The 17564-nt window shown below is 53.3% G+C and carries 13 protein-coding genes; 9 read left to right on the top strand and 4 right to left on the bottom strand.

Features of this window, described 5'->3' with window-relative positions; translation table 11 throughout:
- Positions 1–2: 2 nt before the first annotated feature.
- From atpG to ACFPMF_RS09625, 4 genes are all read left to right on the top strand, one after another.
- A complete protein-coding gene (gene atpG, locus ACFPMF_RS09640) occupies positions 3–887 on the top strand; it encodes an ATP synthase F1 subunit gamma (RefSeq protein ID WP_379843730.1) in 885 nt (294 codons plus the stop codon).
- 171 nt (positions 888–1058) lie between these two features.
- Positions 1059–1295, top strand: coding sequence for a zinc ribbon domain-containing protein (locus ACFPMF_RS09635; RefSeq protein WP_379843728.1), 237 nt, complete (start codon positions 1059–1061; stop codon positions 1293–1295).
- Between the two features lie 158 nt (positions 1296–1453).
- A complete protein-coding gene (locus ACFPMF_RS09630) occupies positions 1454–1999 on the top strand; it encodes a YceI family protein (RefSeq protein WP_379843725.1) in 546 nt (181 codons plus the stop codon).
- A 293-nt stretch (positions 2000–2292) separates the two neighbouring features.
- Positions 2293–2868 carry a DUF4136 domain-containing protein gene (locus ACFPMF_RS09625; RefSeq protein ID WP_379843723.1) on the top strand — a complete coding sequence of 192 codons (576 nt, stop codon included), beginning with the start codon at positions 2293–2295 and terminating at the stop codon, positions 2866–2868.
- A gap of 59 nt (positions 2869–2927) precedes the next feature.
- Here ACFPMF_RS09625 and ACFPMF_RS09620 read toward each other — a convergent pair whose 3' ends face one another.
- Both ACFPMF_RS09620 and ACFPMF_RS09615 read right to left on the bottom strand, forming a co-directional pair.
- The gene (locus ACFPMF_RS09620) at positions 2928–4301 is read right to left on the bottom strand and encodes a peptidoglycan DD-metalloendopeptidase family protein (RefSeq protein WP_379843720.1); all 1374 of its coding nucleotides are present in this window, start codon (positions 4299–4301) and stop codon (positions 2928–2930) included.
- Between the two features lie 41 nt (positions 4302–4342).
- Positions 4343–5125, bottom strand: coding sequence for a LytR/AlgR family response regulator transcription factor (locus ACFPMF_RS09615; protein WP_379843717.1), 783 nt, complete (start codon positions 5123–5125; stop codon positions 4343–4345).
- Between the two features lie 296 nt (positions 5126–5421).
- Here ACFPMF_RS09615 and ACFPMF_RS09610 point away from each other — a divergent pair, with 296 nt between their 5' ends.
- Positions 5422–6396 (top strand): c-type cytochrome, encoded by a 975-nt coding sequence (locus tag ACFPMF_RS09610; RefSeq protein WP_379843715.1) that lies wholly within the window; start codon positions 5422–5424, stop codon positions 6394–6396.
- A 12-nt stretch (positions 6397–6408) separates the two neighbouring features.
- On the opposite strand, the gene ACFPMF_RS09605 is transcribed toward ACFPMF_RS09610, so the two are convergent.
- Positions 6409–8775, bottom strand: a complete 2367-nt coding sequence (locus tag ACFPMF_RS09605) for a glycoside hydrolase family 20 protein (protein ID WP_379843712.1) — start codon at positions 8773–8775, stop codon at positions 6409–6411.
- 131 nt (positions 8776–8906) lie between these two features.
- Between ACFPMF_RS09605 and ACFPMF_RS09600 the strand changes: the two genes are divergently transcribed.
- The 3 genes from ACFPMF_RS09600 to ACFPMF_RS09590 all read left to right on the top strand — a co-directional run bounded on the left by ACFPMF_RS09600 (position 8907) and on the right by ACFPMF_RS09590 (position 12944).
- Positions 8907–9428, top strand: a complete 522-nt coding sequence (locus tag ACFPMF_RS09600) for a DUF6134 family protein (protein WP_379843710.1) — start codon at positions 8907–8909, stop codon at positions 9426–9428.
- A gap of 129 nt (positions 9429–9557) precedes the next feature.
- The gene (locus tag ACFPMF_RS09595; RefSeq protein WP_379843707.1) at positions 9558–11654 is read left to right on the top strand and encodes a CocE/NonD family hydrolase; all 2097 of its coding nucleotides are present in this window, start codon (positions 9558–9560) and stop codon (positions 11652–11654) included.
- 237 nt (positions 11655–11891) lie between these two features.
- Positions 11892–12944 carry a sialidase family protein gene (locus tag ACFPMF_RS09590; protein WP_379843704.1) on the top strand — a complete coding sequence of 351 codons (1053 nt, stop codon included), beginning with the start codon at positions 11892–11894 and terminating at the stop codon, positions 12942–12944.
- 30 nt (positions 12945–12974) lie between these two features.
- Here the strand turns inward: ACFPMF_RS09590 and ACFPMF_RS09585 are convergent, their stop codons facing one another.
- Positions 12975–13457, bottom strand: coding sequence for a hypothetical protein (locus ACFPMF_RS09585; protein ID WP_379843701.1), 483 nt, complete (start codon positions 13455–13457; stop codon positions 12975–12977).
- A 488-nt stretch (positions 13458–13945) separates the two neighbouring features.
- Between ACFPMF_RS09585 and ileS the strand changes: the two genes are divergently transcribed.
- Positions 13946–17395: an isoleucine--tRNA ligase gene (gene ileS, locus ACFPMF_RS09580; protein WP_379843698.1), complete on the top strand. Its 3450-nt coding sequence runs from the start codon at positions 13946–13948 to the stop codon at positions 17393–17395.
- The last annotated feature ends 169 nt before the right edge of the window (positions 17396–17564 follow it).

The following is a 17564-nucleotide window of genomic DNA, read 5'->3' as shown; positions in this document are numbered from 1 at the left end:
CAATGCCTTCACTAAAAGAAGTACGAAGTCGGATTTCTTCTATCATCTCGACGCAGCAGATCACCAAAGCGATGAAAATGGTGGCTGCGGCCAAATTGCGACGGGCTCAGGACAGCATCATCCAAATGCGACCCTACGCGCAGAAGCTGAGTGAAATGCTCAGTACGGTGGCGGCAGGCGCTGAACTGGCGGCCGAAAGCCCCTACAACCAGGTTCGTCCGGTTGAACGGGTGTTACTGATCGTCATTACTTCCGATCGGGGGCTGGCCGGTGCTTTTAATACGAACGTTATCAAGGAAGCCCTGTCGCTGATCAACAGCCGCTATGCCGAACAGGCCCGTCGCGGCAATGTCGAGATTCTGGCTATCGGTAAAAAAGGGGCCGAAGCTTTTCAACGTCGGGGCTTTACGGTCAATACCACGTATATTGACACCTTCCTGGCGCTGAGTTTTGCTAAAGTTCGGACGGCCGCGGAGGAGGTCATGAATGCGTTTACCGCGGGGAAATATGATCAGGTGCTGATTGTGTTCAACGAATTTAAAAACGTAGCCACGCAAATTATCCGATCGGAACAATTCCTGCCGATCGTTTCAGCACCGACCCACTCGGCGACCAAGACGGCCAACGTCAACTATATTTTTGAGCCTTCGGAAGAGGAAATCATCACGGAGATGATTCCGAAAACGCTGAAAATCCAGCTATACAAAGCTGTTCTGGAATCCAACGCGTCGGAACACGGTGCCCGGATGACGGCCATGGATAAAGCGACCGACAATGCCGGTGAGTTGCTGAAAGAACTGAAGCTGGTCTACAACCGGACCCGTCAGGCCGCCATTACGAAAGAAATTCTCGAGATCGTCGGTGGTGCCGAAGCCCTCAAGAACTAGGTATACCTTCTTTTTTAGCCAGAAACCCCGTTCCCGTAAGGTAACGGGGTTTTATTTTTGGTAACCTAAAAATACCGTTTAAGGCATCAATCAACCCTTCCAACAATAACTCGCTTAGGACCTCCATCCGCTCCTATTTTTGAGGCATTCATTCGTAAAACCGCCTTTCCAATGAGCCTTGAACACGAGATTGCTATCCGGTATTCCTGCGCCAAGTGCCGCAACCCGGAAGTGTACATCAAACGGATTGCCACCACCGGAACCGGATTATCCCGGATTTTCGACATTGAGCATAATGTCTTTATCGCCTGTTCGTGCACGCGATGCAGCTATACCGAATTATATAATCCCGAACTTCTGGAAGGGAAAGATAACCTAGGGGCCGTACTCGACTTGCTATTCGGCTGAACGTCAGCCCATAGGCTAATTTCATCGTTTTTTTTCGATCTGTTTTTTAAAGCTATTCCTTACGTACAAAAAAAAATCACGAATCTTGGAACAATAATGCCTTATTAAATGTATTTACATTAAATGTTGTAACACTATTAATCAAAATAAATAAACGTATGGCAACTGCTGCTCCCGAAACCACTGTTTGGACCATTGATCCTGCTCACACCGTTATCCAGTTTAAAGTTCGGCACCTGATGGTGTCCAATGTGACCGGTAAATTCACGTCTTTTGATGGAAAAGTAGAAACCGTCGGTGACGATTTCGAAACCGCTTCGATCACCTTCTCCGCCGACATCGATAGCATCACGACCGGCATCGAACAACGCGACGGTCACTTAAAATCCGCCGACTTCTTCGACGCGGAGAACCACCCGAAACTAACGTTCGTTTCTACCGGCGTTACGAAAACCGGCGACGATACGTACGATATTACCGGTGATCTGACGATCCGGGGCACGACCAAACCGATTGTGCTGAAAGCCGAGTACGGCGGACAAATGCAGGATTTCTACGGCAATACCAAAGCCGGTTTTGAACTGACCGGTACAATCAAACGGAAAGAATTTGGCCTTGCCTGGGATGCCGTTACCGAAGCCGGTGGCGTGGTGGTCAGCGACGATGTCAAGCTGATTCTGGAAGTTCAGGTAGCGCGTCAATAAGACCACAAATTTTTAACTATTTTTAACCATCCGTTCCCAGGAACGGATGGTTTTTTATTGATCAAAAAAGAAATATCCGGAAGATAAACTCCTGCATATCAATAAATTACAATCAAAAATTGAGCTCCACGGCCCGCTTGGGTTCACGACGAAAAGACGAACTATCTTCCGCAGAAATTAGTTATTTGGTTGGTGAAATACTAATGAGAAATCAATAAGCGTTAACAAGTAGTTCGTAGTAATTACCAAACGCAAAACGTTAACCCAAATCCACTTTTCAACACAATAAACCTATGAATATCAAGAGCATAATTGCCAGCTTGTTCATGTTGGGTCTTTTGGCAAGTTGTGCGCCATCTGTCAATGTCAAATATGACTATGACCCAAAAGTTAATGTTCGGCAGTTCAGCACGTTCCGGGTGGAAGCCGACCAACGCCGTAACGCCGACCCGATTGCGGGCAGTAATCTTAACCAGCGCCGGATTGCCGACCAGATCGAAAAGACGATGCAGGCTAAAGGCTATAAGCCCGTCGTTGGTGGAGAAGCTGATCTGGTGATTCGTTTCTTTTCCGATTCGAAAGACCGTCAGCAAGTGCAGTCCAACAATACCTGGTCGCCTTACTGGATGTGGTACAACCCGGGCTATAACAATGTCTACACCCGTCAATACGAAGAAAACCGGGTGGTTGTCAATGTCTATGATGCGCGCACGAACGACATCATCTGGCAGGGCTGGGCAACCGGACAATTGAACCAAAGCAAAAAAGACCGAAACCGGGATGTCGCTTACCGGACAACCGTTGACAGCATCATGAAACAACTTCCCGAAAGTGCGGGTGCTGACTATGGTTCCGCCAAAGAAAAATAAGTAAGCACAGACTGGCTTGGCAAAACCGCCCGCTTCCAGCGAAGTGGGCGGTTTTGCGTTTAAGGCGTCTGGGCTAGCCAGCCCGTTGCCCCATTCGGGTCCCGCACCAGTTGATAGGATCCGAAGCTCCCCAGGATCTCGACCAGCGTTCCGGCGGGTAAATTCTCAATTGGCGCGGCCTGTCCGCTGGCGGCTTCCAGCAAATCAGCCCCGGTTGGTAACGATCGTTTCCGCAACGAACGGCGGGCGGGCTCCACCACCGTTCCGGCAAGATACCCGACGGTCTGATCGGGCATTGCGACCCGAAACCAGGTGGTCGTTCCGCCAATAATGGTAACAACTGACGAACGGGGTAAGACCCGCAACATGGGTGCATCACCGTTCGGCGATTGCCGAACGACAGCCTGCGTGGCCGAAATCCGAACGGAATCACCCAGCGTTTCAGCCGAAATCAGGGATTGACGTGCCGGCCCCGTGCCGCGCCGGACAAACGGCAACGGGTCGATCGCACCGGCATTGAAACTATAAATTCCAAAATGCAGGTGCGGGTCCGTCGTCCGGGCGTTGCCGGTATTTCCGATAAAACCCACGGTATCCCCTACGGCCACTTTTTGCCCCTGCTGAACGGTCTGCGAATCCAGGTGCGCATAATATAACGTATGATTTCGCCGGGAATCGGAAACGTAGACGACATTTCCGCCCAGATTATTGGTCCCGACCCCGGAAACATAACCGTCTGCGGCAGCAATGGCGGGCGTTCCGCGGGGCGCAAAAATATCGATGCCTTCGTGCCGCCGACGGCCCGCATCGCGCGGCATTCCAAAATAACTGCTGATCTGGCGACTGTCGCGCCCCGTAACCGGAAAGCTCAGGATGGGCTCGCGGGTGATGGAAATGGTATAGCGGCCACTGCGGAGTAATTCAGGCTGAATCCGAACCAGGTGCATCCGGGTACGCCGGATTTCGATTTCGAGCTGATTGGTATCGGCTTTGGCGGAAGTCAGTCGGCTGGGTACCTGGTTGCGTTCGTCCAGTTCAAATACATCGATGAAAACCTGAACCGGCTGTTGGCCCTGCACCTCAACTTTGATGATGAATTTATCGCCCCGCTGCCCGTTCAGCCGGTAGCCAATGGCAAAGGGACGATTGGAGGCAAAATAACCGCTTTCGCGATAGGGCGCACTGATGACAACCGAGTCCTTTAAGGCCCGGTCGGCCACGGCCAGCCAGTCGGTGCCCAGGGCGGTTTTTTCCAGCCGCGCATCCCGAAGCGACTGAGCGTATTGCTCATGGGGTGAAACCGACCGAAATAACTTCCCCGGTCCGACGCTCGTACAGGCATCCAGCAGCCCGCAGAGTAAAACAAAAAGAAGTGAGTTGGCGAACGTAACCTTCATGAATGCGTAGCGGTTTTTCAGTAAACGACTACGCATTCGACAAAGTTTGAAGGAACGCGGTTCTGGATGCGATGGCCTTATTTGCCCATCCAGATTTTAAAATCGCTGACTTTCTCCCGGCTTACGATGGCTTCTTTATCAAACACCGGTTTCAGCACCAGGGAAAGGCGGTTTCCGAAATACGGCTGAATCTGCTCCACGGTATTATGCGTCACGATAACGCCCCGGTTAATCCGGAAAAACATACCCGGGTCAAGGGCTTCTTCCAGTTCGTCGAGCGTATAATCGATGAGGTATTTCTGATTGTTCCAGGTCTTGAAGAAACTAAACCGCTCGTCCGTGAAAAAATAGGCAATGTCCTGCACTTCTACCGATAGCAGCCGCTGCCCCAGCCGCACCAGAAACCGCTTCCGGTATTCCTTCGGTTGCTGCAATTGCAGTTCGCGCAGGAGTTTATCGAGATTAAAAACCGGGTTCGGCTGCTCATTCTGCTCGGTCCGGCGCACTTTCAGATCCCGGAATTTTTTCAGACTTCGCTGTAAATCATCCTTTTGAATCGGTTTCAGCAGGTAATCGATGCTGTTCACCTTGAAAGCCTGAAGCGCATACTCATCGTAGGAGGTCGTAAAAATAACCGTGCTGTTCACCTCCACCTGCTCAAATATCTCAAAACTCTGCCCGTCGGCCAGTTCAATATCCATAAAAATCAGATCGGGCGACTCGTTGGTTTTGAGCCAGCCAACCGTGTCTTCAATGCTGGCCGTTACGCCCGCTACTTCGAGGGTCGGGTCCACTTCCTGCACCAGTTTCCGCAACTTCCGCACGGCCAGGTCTTCATCTTCTACAATTAGTACATTCATCGGAGGATCATTTCTGCAAACAGTGGCAAGTAACCGTATTTCTGCGAATTCCCGATAAAAATCGTGACCGAAATGAGTTTTCTTCCACCTGTACTGGTGAAACCAGCGGAGGAATTGTGCGTACCCGGTGGCTAACCCCATCCTGCGATTGTTTTCCAGCCCCTGACACGGGCGGTTCTTCACTTAGGGAGCGGTCGTGTTCTGGCGGAAAAAGCGTCGTTTTTGACGTGTTCCGACAGTGCTCTTAGCGCCCGTTGTCCCGTATTTTGTACGGATAAACGCTAATGAACACCACAATGAAAAAAGTAGTGCGCGTCCTGCTGATTCTTATCGGCTTTGTTGCGGTGGCCCTGGTCGGCTTTGTCAGTTTCGCGGCCATTCGGGGTGTTCCGACCTACGATCCCCCGGTCATTCAGGACCTTAAAATCGAAGTAACGCCAGCGCGGCTGGCCCGGGGCGCCAAAATTGCCCAGATGCACTGTATTGCCTGCCATTCGGATGCGGACAATCACCTGACGGGGCACCAATTGAGCGATTTACCGAGTTTGTTTGGTACGATCTATTCCATGAACATCACCCAGGACACAACATTCGGTATCGGAAACTGGACCGAAGGTGAACTACTCTATTTTTTGCGGACGGGCCTGCGAAAAGACGGTTCCTTTGCCGGAATTATGCCAAAGTTTGCCACAATGGCCGACGAAGACCTGAAATCAGTTATCGCCTGGCTTAAGTCCGATGCGGCTCCGGTTCAACCGGTCGCCAAGGAAGCACCGGCGTCTGACTTCTCCCTGTTTTCCAAGCTCTTAGCCAACACGGTCATCAAACCGTTGCCGTACCCGGAGCAGGCCATTGTCATTCCGGACAGCACCGACGAGGTGGCCTTTGGCCGCTACGTGGCCGATGGGTTGGGCACTTGCTTTGCCTGTCACTCGGCGGATTTCACCAAACAGAATCCCCAGCACCCGGAACTGTCGGCGGGGTATTACGGCGGGGGCAACGAGATGAAAACGCCCGACAACAAGCCGATTTTCACGGCCAACCTGACCTTCGACGACGAAACCGGTCTTGGCAAAAAATACACCAAACAGCAGTTCATCCAGGCCGTTAAGGCTTGCATTCGTCCGGATGGCAGCCTGATTCGTCAGCCCATGTTTCCGCACCTGATGACCGACTACGAAGTCGGGGCGATTTACGAATACCTTAAAACCGTTCCGAAACTTAAGAACGACATTGCCGCCAAAGAAAAGGAAGCGCTGGCGCAGCAATAAGCCCGGTTTGGCTCAATCGATCGTAAGTTCGTCGGCCATCACCCAGGCATCCTGTCCGGCTTTGGGCATGCCGGCCGGCACTTTACCAACGTTTCGGGCAATGATCCGCACAAACCGGCTCCTGACCGGTTCAAAGGTCAGGGTCTGGCGGATGATTGCCTTTTTTCCGCGCTCGGTCGGGTCCAGCGCAACGGTTTTCACGGTCCGGAACTTTTGGCCATCTTCCGAAACGGCGACTTCCACGGTTTTCGGCAGCAGGATATTCCCGGCAGTCGCCTTCACCAGCCCAATCGTCACCTGTTGAACCGGCTGCGGTTCTCCCAGGTCGATGGTTGCGCTCAGGTTGGCGGTTTTGACACCCGCGACGCCCTGCATTTCTTCCAGATACCCCACCGTATTTCCCACTTGCCCATCGATCAGCATCGAAGCTTCGGCGGTTTTGGGGCGGGTGACGGGCGTAGCGAGTTGCAGCGATTTTCCGATCGCTTTCGAAACCGCAAAATCCCAGGATTGCACCGGCCCCAGTACGCGCCCATTCCGAACCACAACGGCCCGGATGGTGGTCGGCCGACTTAAAAGCAACGGCTGGTCGTATCGACTGGATTCCACGCCCGGTACGGAGCCATCGGTCGTATACCGGACATCAATTTCGGGTTCGCTCCCGCTGAGCGATAGCCGCAACCGACCATCCGTTTGCGGCACCGGATCAGCTTTCACGGCATAATAGGTCCGGGCGTACCGGGTTTGCAAAAAATCGAGTCGCTGGAACAAAACCGGCAGTCGTTGCGTAAAATCCGGCCAGCTTTTCTGTTCGGCCGATGTCCAGGCGATTTCGGCCACGGCAGCCGCCCGCGGCCAGGCCATGTATTCCACCTGTTCGGGTGTTTTCAGGTATTCCGTCCAGACGCAGGCCTGAACGCCCAGGATGTGCTGCTGAACGCTGACCGGCAAATCCGCCGGAACCGGATCATACGAATATGTTTCTTCCAGAGGGGTAAATCGCCCGAACGCCAGGGGCTCCTGCGCCCGATCGCCCTGGTAATGGTCGAGGTAAACGTAGTTTTCGGGGGTCATAATAACATCATGGCCTTGCCGGGCGGCTTTCAGACCGCCGGCCGTGCCCCGCCAGCTCATTACCACCGCCCCCGTCGAAACGCGGGCCGCCGGACTTTCTCCGTCCATGATTTCGTCCCATCCAATCATTCTCCGGCCTTTCGCGCTTACCCAGCGGTCCAGTCGGGCCGTGAAGTAGCGTTGTAACTGATTCTCGTTTTTCAGTTTTAACTGCTTCATCAGGCGCTGACAAAACGCACTTTTTTTCCAGGCGGTTTTCGGAGCTTCGTCTCCGCCGATATGGATGTACGGCCCCGGAAATAAGGCCATCACTTCCGTCAGCACATCCTGCAAGAACGAAAACGTCTTTTCGTGCGGGCATAAAATATCGCTGAAAATCCCCCATTTGGTGGCGGTTTCGTAGGGGCCACCCGCGCAGCCCAGCTCCGGATAAGCCGCCAGAATCGCCAGTGCGTGCCCGGGCGTTTCAATTTCAGGAATAATAGTTACATATTTGGATTTGGCATACTGAACCACGTCCCGCACTTCGTCCTGCGTGTAAAAACCGCCATACGGCTGCCCGTCGAACTGCTGCGGCTCGGACTCGTAATAATGACCGATCAGCGTTTCTTTACGCCAGCCCCCAACCTGGGTAAGCCGTGGGTATTTTTTGATCTCGATCCGCCAGCCCTGATCGTCGGTCAGGTGCCAGTGGAACGTATTGAACTTGTGCAGCGCGAGCAGATCGATGTATTTTTTGATAAACGAAACCGGAAAGAAATGCCGGGTTACGTCGAGGTGCAAACCGCGGTAGCGAAACCGGGGCTGATCGTCAATCCGGCAGGCCGGAACGGACCAGTTACTCGAAAAACTCGTTGATTTAGGCGAAAAAACCGCCGGTGGCAAGAGTTGGTACAGCGATTGAACGGCGTAAAAAAAACCGGCGGGTTGGGTGGCTTCAATGAGAATGGTGGCTGGCGAAATGTCGAGCCGGTAGCCCTCATCGCCCAAACGTGCATCGGCAACGGGTTCAAACCGAATCTGCTGGTTCGCGGAAGCGGTTTCGGTGGTTTGCTGAATCCGGACGGTCAGGTCGCTGGCGGCATGGAGTTGATGGACAAAGTGTTCAGCAATCGTTCGTAGTTCAGGACGGGTCGCCGGGATCTGGAGAACGGTAGTGTTGGTAAACACAAACCGACCCGCCCGGTTTTCGAGCCTGGCCGGTTTGGGGATAATGGGATAAACGGCCTCCGACTGCCCAAAACCGGAAAAAGCAAGCAGCAAACCCAGCCAGCCCCAACCCATACGTGCCGCGATATGCCTCATGTCATTGCGTTAAAGTACCATCAAAAATACAGAAAACCCATCCGAACGTGTTACGGTTATTTTTTACAACAATTCTTGCCTGTATCCTCGTGCCAGCTGGCGGTTTTTGCCAGACACTTACCCGAAATTTCGTGATTGAAGCCAGCGGTTTGCGCATTGGGAAATTGCAAATTGCCCAAATTACTACCCCAACGTCCCTGGTTTACGACCAGGTAAGTAACGTGGAGTTCAAACTGATTAAAAACGTCCGGATTTATTACAAAACCGTGTCACGGCACGATCCGGCAACGGGGCAGCTTTTGCGTTCCGAAACGGACGCGACAACCAGCCGGGGCAATTTTCGGTCAGAAATCAGCTGGCTAAACAGTCAATACGAGATCACGGTCAACCAGTACAAATACGCCCGGAAAGCGGTTGAAGCCAAGCCGATCGATTTCACCATTTCACGGATGTACTTTGAAGAACCGGCCGGGCGGTCACGGGCGTTTGCGGAATACTTCGGCAATTACGCCACCATCGAGCTGACGAAAAAAGGCAGTTACCGCGTCCGGATCGACGACCACGAAGACGCGTATTTCTACGAGAAGGGAAAGCTGGTAAAAATCCTGAAAAAGAACGCATTGAAGAATTACACCATCCGCTTTATCGAGTAACCAAAGACGATTTGGTTACCCAAAGGCTACGATCAGGCACCCAACCGGATGTCTTCAATACCGGCAAGGTCTTTTCGAGAGTCCACAAGACAGATGGACGATTTCTTCCTTACCTTTGGGGTACACAAAATGGAAGATTTCATACCCAAAACAACCAGTCCGGCGTACGGTGGTTCGATCACGTACGGCGAACGGGGTGGTCATAGCTGGCGGCCCTATTCGAACGGCGAGTGGCTGACCATGATGGATGCGCACCTCCAAAAAGGCATCCGGCAAAACCGCAGCGGGCAAAGCCAACGAATAAACCAACCTTGTATGCAAAGTATGTCCAAAAAACCGGCGATTTTCCGGTTCCTGCTCCTGTGGGTGAGCGTGGCGCTGGTCCATCCGTTGTTCGCGCAACCGGTGACCAACAAGGCCGATTCGCTGTACATCGTCCAGAATTACACCAAGATGGAACGGATGGTGCCCATGCGCGACGGTGTAAAACTGTTCACGTCGATTTACGTTCCGAAAAACCCGTCGCAGAACTACCCGATTATGCTCGGCCGTACGCCCTATAGTGTGGCTCCCTACGGTGAAGACAAGTACAAAACGTCGCTGGGGCCATCGATGGCGTTCGCCAGAGACGGGTATATTTTTGTGTATCAGGACGTTCGGGGCCGCTGGATGTCGGAAGGCGAATTCGTGGCCGTTCGTCCCCACATCCCTGACAAGAAGAAGAAAACCGACGTGGACGAAAGTTCGGACACCTACGACACCATCGACTGGCTGCTCAGGAACATTCCGAACAACAACGGCCGCGTGGGAACCTGGGGCATTTCGGCACCCGGTTTTTACACGACCATGACGGCCATCGACGCGCATCCGGCCCTCAAGGCCGTTTCCCCCCAGGCCCCGGTCACCGACTGGTACATGGGCGACGACCGGCACCATAACGGAGCTTTCTTCCTGATGGGCACCTTCGCATTCCTGTCATCCTTCGGTCAGCCCCGGCCCGTACCGACGACCAAAAGCGGTCCCCGTTTTACCGAATACGGCACCCCGGATTCCTACCAGTTTTACATGAATGTCGGGCCGCTGTCGAAGGTGAACGAGAAGTACTTCAGGGGTGAAAACAAGCTCTGGCAGGAAATGATGGTGCATGATAACTACGACGAGTACTGGCAAAGCCGCACCCCCGTACCGCACCTGAAAAACATCAAACCGGCGGTGATGACGGTCGGAGGCTGGTTCGATCAGGAAGATTTGTACGGTCCGCTGAAGACCTATGCCGGCATCGAAAGCAAAAATCCGAAGACGAAAAACCTGCTGGTGATGGGGCCGTGGATTCACGGTGGCTGGGCGCGGGGCAATGGCGATGTACTCGGCAACATCCGGTTCGGGGCCAAAACCGCCCCGTATTACCGGGAAAAAATGGAACTGCCGTTCTTCAACCATTACCTGAAAGACGGTCCCGATCCACAATTGCCGGAAGCATCGATTTTCCTGACCGGAGCCAACGAATGGAACCAATACAGCCAGTGGCCGCCCAAAGAATCGGAGGAGCGCAACCTGTACCTGCACGCCAACGGCAAGCTCTCCTTTGATGCACCCAAAGAAACTGAGTCAGTCTTTGACGAATACGTGAACGATCCGAAAAAACCGGTTCCGTACACCAACAATGTACAGATCACCCGAGGCAGTGACTTCATGTACGAAGATCAGCGGTTTGCGGCTACCCGACCCGACGTGATGGTGTACGAATCCGAACCGCTGACCGAAGACCTGACGATTACCGGTAACGTGATGGCGAACCTGTTCGTCTCAACCACCGGAACGGATGCGGACTTCGTGGTCAAACTGATCGACGTGTATCCGGATACCTCAAAAGCCACCAGCCCGATTCCAACGACGAAAATGGCCGGTTTTCAGTTGATGGTACGCGGTGAAGTGATGCGGGCCAAATTCCGGAACAGCTTCTCGAAACCGGAACCGATGAAACCGGGCCAAGTCACGGAAGTCACGTTCGATATGCAGGATGCGGCCCACACCTTTAAGAAAGGCCACAAACTAATGGTGCAGGTGCAAAGCTCCTGGTTTCCGCTGGTGGACCGCAATCCCGGCACGTTCATGAACATCTACGACGCCACGGACGCTGATTTCCAGAAAACCACCAACCGGGTGTATTTCTCAAACAAAGCCCCTTCGCACGTCAAAGTGCGGGTGTTGAACAAGGGAATTTAAACAACGGTTTTGAAACGTACGCCAGTCGCCGGGAAGTTACTCCCCGGCGACTGGCGTTTTTAGTAACCCACGGTTTCAACGGGGGCCGAATGACCAACCGATTGAAAGGTTTCTTTTCACTTTCCCCAGCGCCAGAGCAGAGGACTCGTAAAACACCTCCCCCATCCGCTTTTTTTCTTCGCCCTAAAACCTCTATTTTTGGCGTTAATCCTAACCCTAAAAACCGTAGCGTTCTCCATGAAAAACGCGTTCATTCTCTTTTTACTTAGCATTCTCCCCGGTTTTTCAATTGCCCAGCAAACCGCCGGCATTGTCAAAACCGAGTTCATTTACGAACAGGCTCCCTTTCCATCCTGCCACGCGTCTACGCTGGCCGAAACCAGCAACGGTATAGTGGCGGCCTGGTTTGGCGGCACTCACGAAAATCACCCTGACGTTGGGATCTGGGTCAGTCGCCGGGACAAGAAAGGCTGGACGGCTCCCGTCGAAGTAGCCAACGGCAAACAGGCGAACGGCAAACGTTATCCCACCTGGAATCCGGTTTTATTTCAGATGCCGAAAGGTCCGCTCCTGCTGTTTTATAAAGTCGGGCCCGATCCGGAAACCTGGTGGGGCATGAAAATGAGCTCGACCGACGGTGGCAAAACCTGGTCGAAACCCGAACGGCTGCCCGACGACATTGTTGGCCCGATCAAGAACAAACCGGTTCTGCTGGCGTCCGGCACCCTGCTCAGCCCGTCGAGCAGCGAAGACAAGGGCTGGCGTTTGCACATGGAAAGCAGCCCGGACGGCGGGAAAACCTGGCAGAAAACCCCGGCCCTCAACGATGGCAAAGAGTTCAGCGCCATTCAGCCCAGCGTCCTGTTCCACCCGAACGGACGGTTGCAGTTGCTCTGCCGCAGCAAAAACAAGTACGTGCTGGAAGCCTGGTCGGACGATCAGGGCAAGACCTGGTCGGCGTTAAAAGCGACGGAGCTGCCCAACCCCAATTCGGGAACCGATGCCGTGACGCTGAAAGATGGCCGGCAGTTGCTGGTGTATAACCACACCCCCAAAGGCCGCTCACCGCTCAATGTGGCCGTATCACCCGAAGGCAAGAGCTGGCAGGCTGCGGTAGTGCTGGAGAATGAACCGGGCGGAGAGTTTTCGTACCCGGCGGTTATTCAAACGCGCGACGGTCTGGTCCATATCACGTATACGCACCATCGGAAAAAGATTAAGTACGTAGTGATTGATCCAGCCAAACTCAAACCAGGCGCCATCAATGCCGGTCAATGGCCTGCGCCTTAAGCTCACTTATCAGACAACGTCAGCGGAAATTCAGCGAGCGGTTTGCGGCTGTTGAAGGACGGTTTTAAGCCGCTCGATTTCCTGCTGCTGGCTGTCCGATTTGAAGTAATAATACAGACCCGCGATCAGAAAGATTTTGGAGAGAATAAAAACGATCAGGAACGCGATCCGCCACAGTTTGTGGACCCGGATGTAGGAATCACGAACTTCAGCCTCGACATAACCGGACTTATCGCTGCCCGCTTCTTTTTTGTTTTGCGAATCGTTCGGCGCGCGTTTTTTAAGGTCCGAATGGCTGGTACGGGCCTGAATGACGTCCCAGGCACCGGGAGGAGGAGGAACGGCATTTTCCAAACAGCAGGATTCGATCCGGATTTCAATCTCGTTTAAAGCCGCCGAAATTTCCGGATGCCGAAGTTTCATTTGCTCCACTTCGTTCTGTTCCTCTTCGGACGTTAATCCCAGCAAATACGCTTCTAAAATCCCACTGTCTATATAGTGACGAATATCCAATTTTTCAGAAATTACGATCGACGAAAGAAGTGAATGAACCCCGGGCAGTTTTCAGAATTTCAGCCTTAACGCTTCCAGGCGGGTTAGCGATCAGTCCAAAAGAAGAACCCTGACGAACGGATCAATCACGTAGAACCTCGGGCGAATAACGGCCCGTTATGGATCTGGGTTGAGCAACACCACCGTTCTGCTTCGTGAACGAACGTCGAAAATCACCGATTCGGCTCAACCAAAGCGGGATGGATCGGCACGGGTTTACACCGGTGCTGGCGTTCGGGAACGACCGCATTCAAACAAAGTTACGGCCGCCCCTTCGGTAAATTTGTAGAAAAAACCGGCCAATTCCAATCGGGTTGTCGGACAGGCGAATCAAAATCAGCGAATTTCTGTTGGTTAAAAACAAAATCGGCAGGTCGTCCTTCCGAACGAAACCATACGTTGCGCTCAATTTTCCGTATCTTTGCGGTCAATTCCAAATCCAGTTTATCGTGAGTTACCAAGAATACAAAGACCTGAACGGTTCGGCGTTCCGATACGCACAGGTCGCTACTGATATTTTAGCGTTCTGGAAAGCCAACCGCGTTTTTGAACAATCGATCGAAACGCGCGAAGGACAGCCTACTTTTACGTTTTACGAAGGGCCGCCGTCCGCCAATGGAAAACCGGGTATTCACCACGTGATGGCCCGTGCCATCAAGGATATTTTTTGCCGCTACAAAACCTTGCAGGGTTTTCAGGTGAAACGGAAAGGCGGCTGGGATACCCACGGCCTGCCCATCGAGTTGCAGGTCGAAAAAGAACTGGGCATTACAAAAGACCATATCGGCAAACCCGCGTCGGAAGGCGGCATCAGCATTGAAGAATACAACAAAAAGTGCCGCGAGGCCGTGATGAAATTCACGGATCTCTGGAACGACCTGACCGAAAAAATGGGCTACTGGGTCGATCTGGACAATCCGTACGTTACCTACCAGACCGACTACATCGAATCCATCTGGTACCTGCTCAAGCAGCTCTACGACAAGAATCTGCTTTACAAAGGCTATACGATTCAGCCCTATTCGCCCAAAGCCGGAACAGGGCTGTCGTCGCACGAACTGAACATGCCCGGCACGTATAAAGACGTGAAAGACACCACCATCGTGGCGATGTTTAAAACCAAACCGTCGGCTCAAACCGCCCGCGTGTTTGGCGACCTGGCCGGTTCAGCGCCCTACATCCTGGCCTGGACGACAACGCCCTGGACGCTGCCCGCCAATGCGGCCCTGACCGTAGGCAAAGACATTGACTACGTCCTGGTCAAAACTTTCAATCCGTACACCTATGACCCCGTCCATGTGGTGCTGGCCAAGGCGCTGGTAGGTCGCTGGTTTAACGAGAAGGGCAAAGACGGTGATTTTGAAGGCTATGCCGCTTCGGATAAAAAACTGCTGCCCTGGACCATCGTCGGCGAGTTCAAAGGCGCCGATTTGGCCGGTATTGAATACGAACAGCTTCTCCCCTACGTCACGCCTGAAAAACCGGCTTTCCGCGTCATTCTCGGCGATTTCGTGACCACTGAAGATGGGACCGGCGTGGTGCATACGTCTCCGACGTTCGGGGCCGATGACTTCCGGGTTGCCCAGCAGAACGGCATTCCGTCCATCATGGTGAAGGACGAAAACGGCAAGGAAGTCCCCATTGTTGATAAACAGGGGCGGTTTGTGAAAGAAATCGGCGAATTCGGCGGGCGGTACGTGAAGGAGCAGTATTACTCGGATGAAGAACAGGCCGAACCGGAGTTCAAACCCACCGATGTCCTGATTGCCATCAAGCTGAAAAGTGAAGGCAAGGCGTTCCACGTTGAAAAATACGAACACCCTTACCCGCACTGCTGGCGGACCGATAAACCGGTTCTGTACTACCCGCTCGATAGCTGGTTCGTTCGCACAACTGCTGTTAAAGACAAGCTGGTTGACCTGAATAAAACCATCAACTGGAATCCGGAAAGCACGGGAACCGGCCGGTTTGGCAACTGGCTCGAAAACCTGGTCGACTGGAACCTCAGCCGCAGTCGGTTCTGGGGAACCCCCTTGCCGATCTGGCGGAACGAAGCCGGGGAGGAAATCTGCATTGGTTCGGTGGCCGAACTAAAAACCGGGCTGGAGAAGGCCATTGCTTCCGGTGTTTTATCAGACAACCAGAAGACCCAGAACGAAGCCTATTTGCAGCACCTGGCTTCCGGCGACTTTGATCTGCACCGTCCGTTTGTTGACGATATTTATCTGGTGTCGGATTCGGGCAAAATTCTGCAGCGCGAACCGGACCTGATCGACGTCTGGTTCGACTCCGGGGCCATGCCCTACGCCCAGTGGCATTATCCGTTCGAGAATAAGGCTATTTTCGACAAAGCCTATCCGGCCGACTTTATCTCGGAAGGCGTCGATCAGACCCGGGGCTGGTTCTTCACGCTCCACGCCATTTCGGGGATGCTCGGTACACTGGATGGCAAAACCGACGCGTCGGTGGCGTTCAAAAATGTGGTTTCGACCGGTTTGGTCCTCGATAAGAACGGCAACAAAATGTCGAAACGGCTGGGCAACGCCGTCGATCCGTTCACGACACTGGAAACCTACGGGGCCGACGCCACGCGCTGGTACATGATCACCAACGCCGAACCCTGGGACAACCTGAAATTCAACATCGACGGCATTGCCGAAGTACAGCGCCGGTTTTTCGGTACCCTGTACAATACGTATTCGTTCTTCGCCCTGTACGCCAACCTCGATCAGTTTGATTTCGACGGCGTCCGGACGATTCCCGTGGCCGACCGCCCGGAACTCGACCGCTGGATTCTGTCGAAACTCCAGTCGCTGGTGCAGGAGGTGGAACAGCAATTCGAGAATTACAATCCAACCAAGGCCGGTCGGGCCATTCAAGACTTTGTCAACGATCAGTTGTCCAACTGGTACGTGCGGCTGTCGCGCCGGCGGTTCTGGAACGCGCCCAAACTGGACGACGGCTCGCTGAGTGCCGATACCCGCGCGGCTTACGAAACGCTGCACGAATGTTTGACGACGGTTTCGAAACTGATGTCGCCCATCGCGCCGTTCTTCGCCGACTGGCTGTACCGCAACCTGACGAAGGAGAAAGAACTTTCGGTTCACCTGACGTATTTCCCAAAAGCCGAAACCGCCCTGATCGACAGCGATCTGGAAACCTCCATGCAGCTCGGCCAGGATATTTGTTCGCTGGTTCACTCGCTGCGAAAAGGCCACAAAATCAAGGTTCGCCAGCCGTTGACCAAGGTGCTGATTCCGGTTTTGAACGAAACCACCCGGCGGCAGATCGAGCACGTGTCGCCGATTATTCAGTCGGAAGTCAACGTAAAAACCGTGGAGTTCATCGACGATGCATCCGGTATTTTGAAGAAGAAGATCAAACCGAATTTCAAAACGCTGGGGCCTAAATTTGGTCCGATGATGAAGGATGTGGCCACAACAATCAACGCCATGACCGAAGACGACATCCGAAAACTGGAAGCCGCCGGCAGTATGCAACTGGCGATCGGCGAAATCACGCTGGCCGATGTCGAGATTCGGACGGAGGACGTGCCGGGCTGGATTGTGGCCAGTCAAAATGGCCTGACGGTCGCCCTGGATGTCACGATCACGCCCGAACTGCGCCAGGAAGGCATCGCCCGCGATTTCATCAACCGCATTCAGAACCTGCGGAAAGATCAGAATTTCGACGTTACGGACAAGATTCGGATCGAACTGGAACAAAACCGCACCGAAGGACCGAATGAAGTTCTGACCAGCGCGATCGAAACGCATAAGGACTACATCTGTCAGGAAGTGCAGGCGCTCTCGCTGGATCTGGTCAGTGACCTGAACGGCAATGCGACTGAAATTGAAATGGATGAGTTTCTGCTTCGCCTGAAGGTAGAAGTAGCCTAACGAATCTTTATTCAAACCATACCCACGGACCAGGCGCCCCGTCTTTTCCGTGGGTATCCTTTTTTCCGCCGTTTTAAGCAAATTACCGGGTTGGGAAGCCGGAACGATGCTCCGGAAAAAAAGAAGATGGTGAACGCGATCTGCACAACCCTTTCCGCTCATGGTCCAC

The organism is Larkinella bovis (genome assembly GCF_042655385.1).
Classification (GTDB): domain Bacteria; phylum Bacteroidota; class Bacteroidia; order Cytophagales; family Spirosomataceae; genus Larkinella; species Larkinella bovis.
This window is presented reverse-complemented; position numbering and strand designations above follow the sequence as displayed.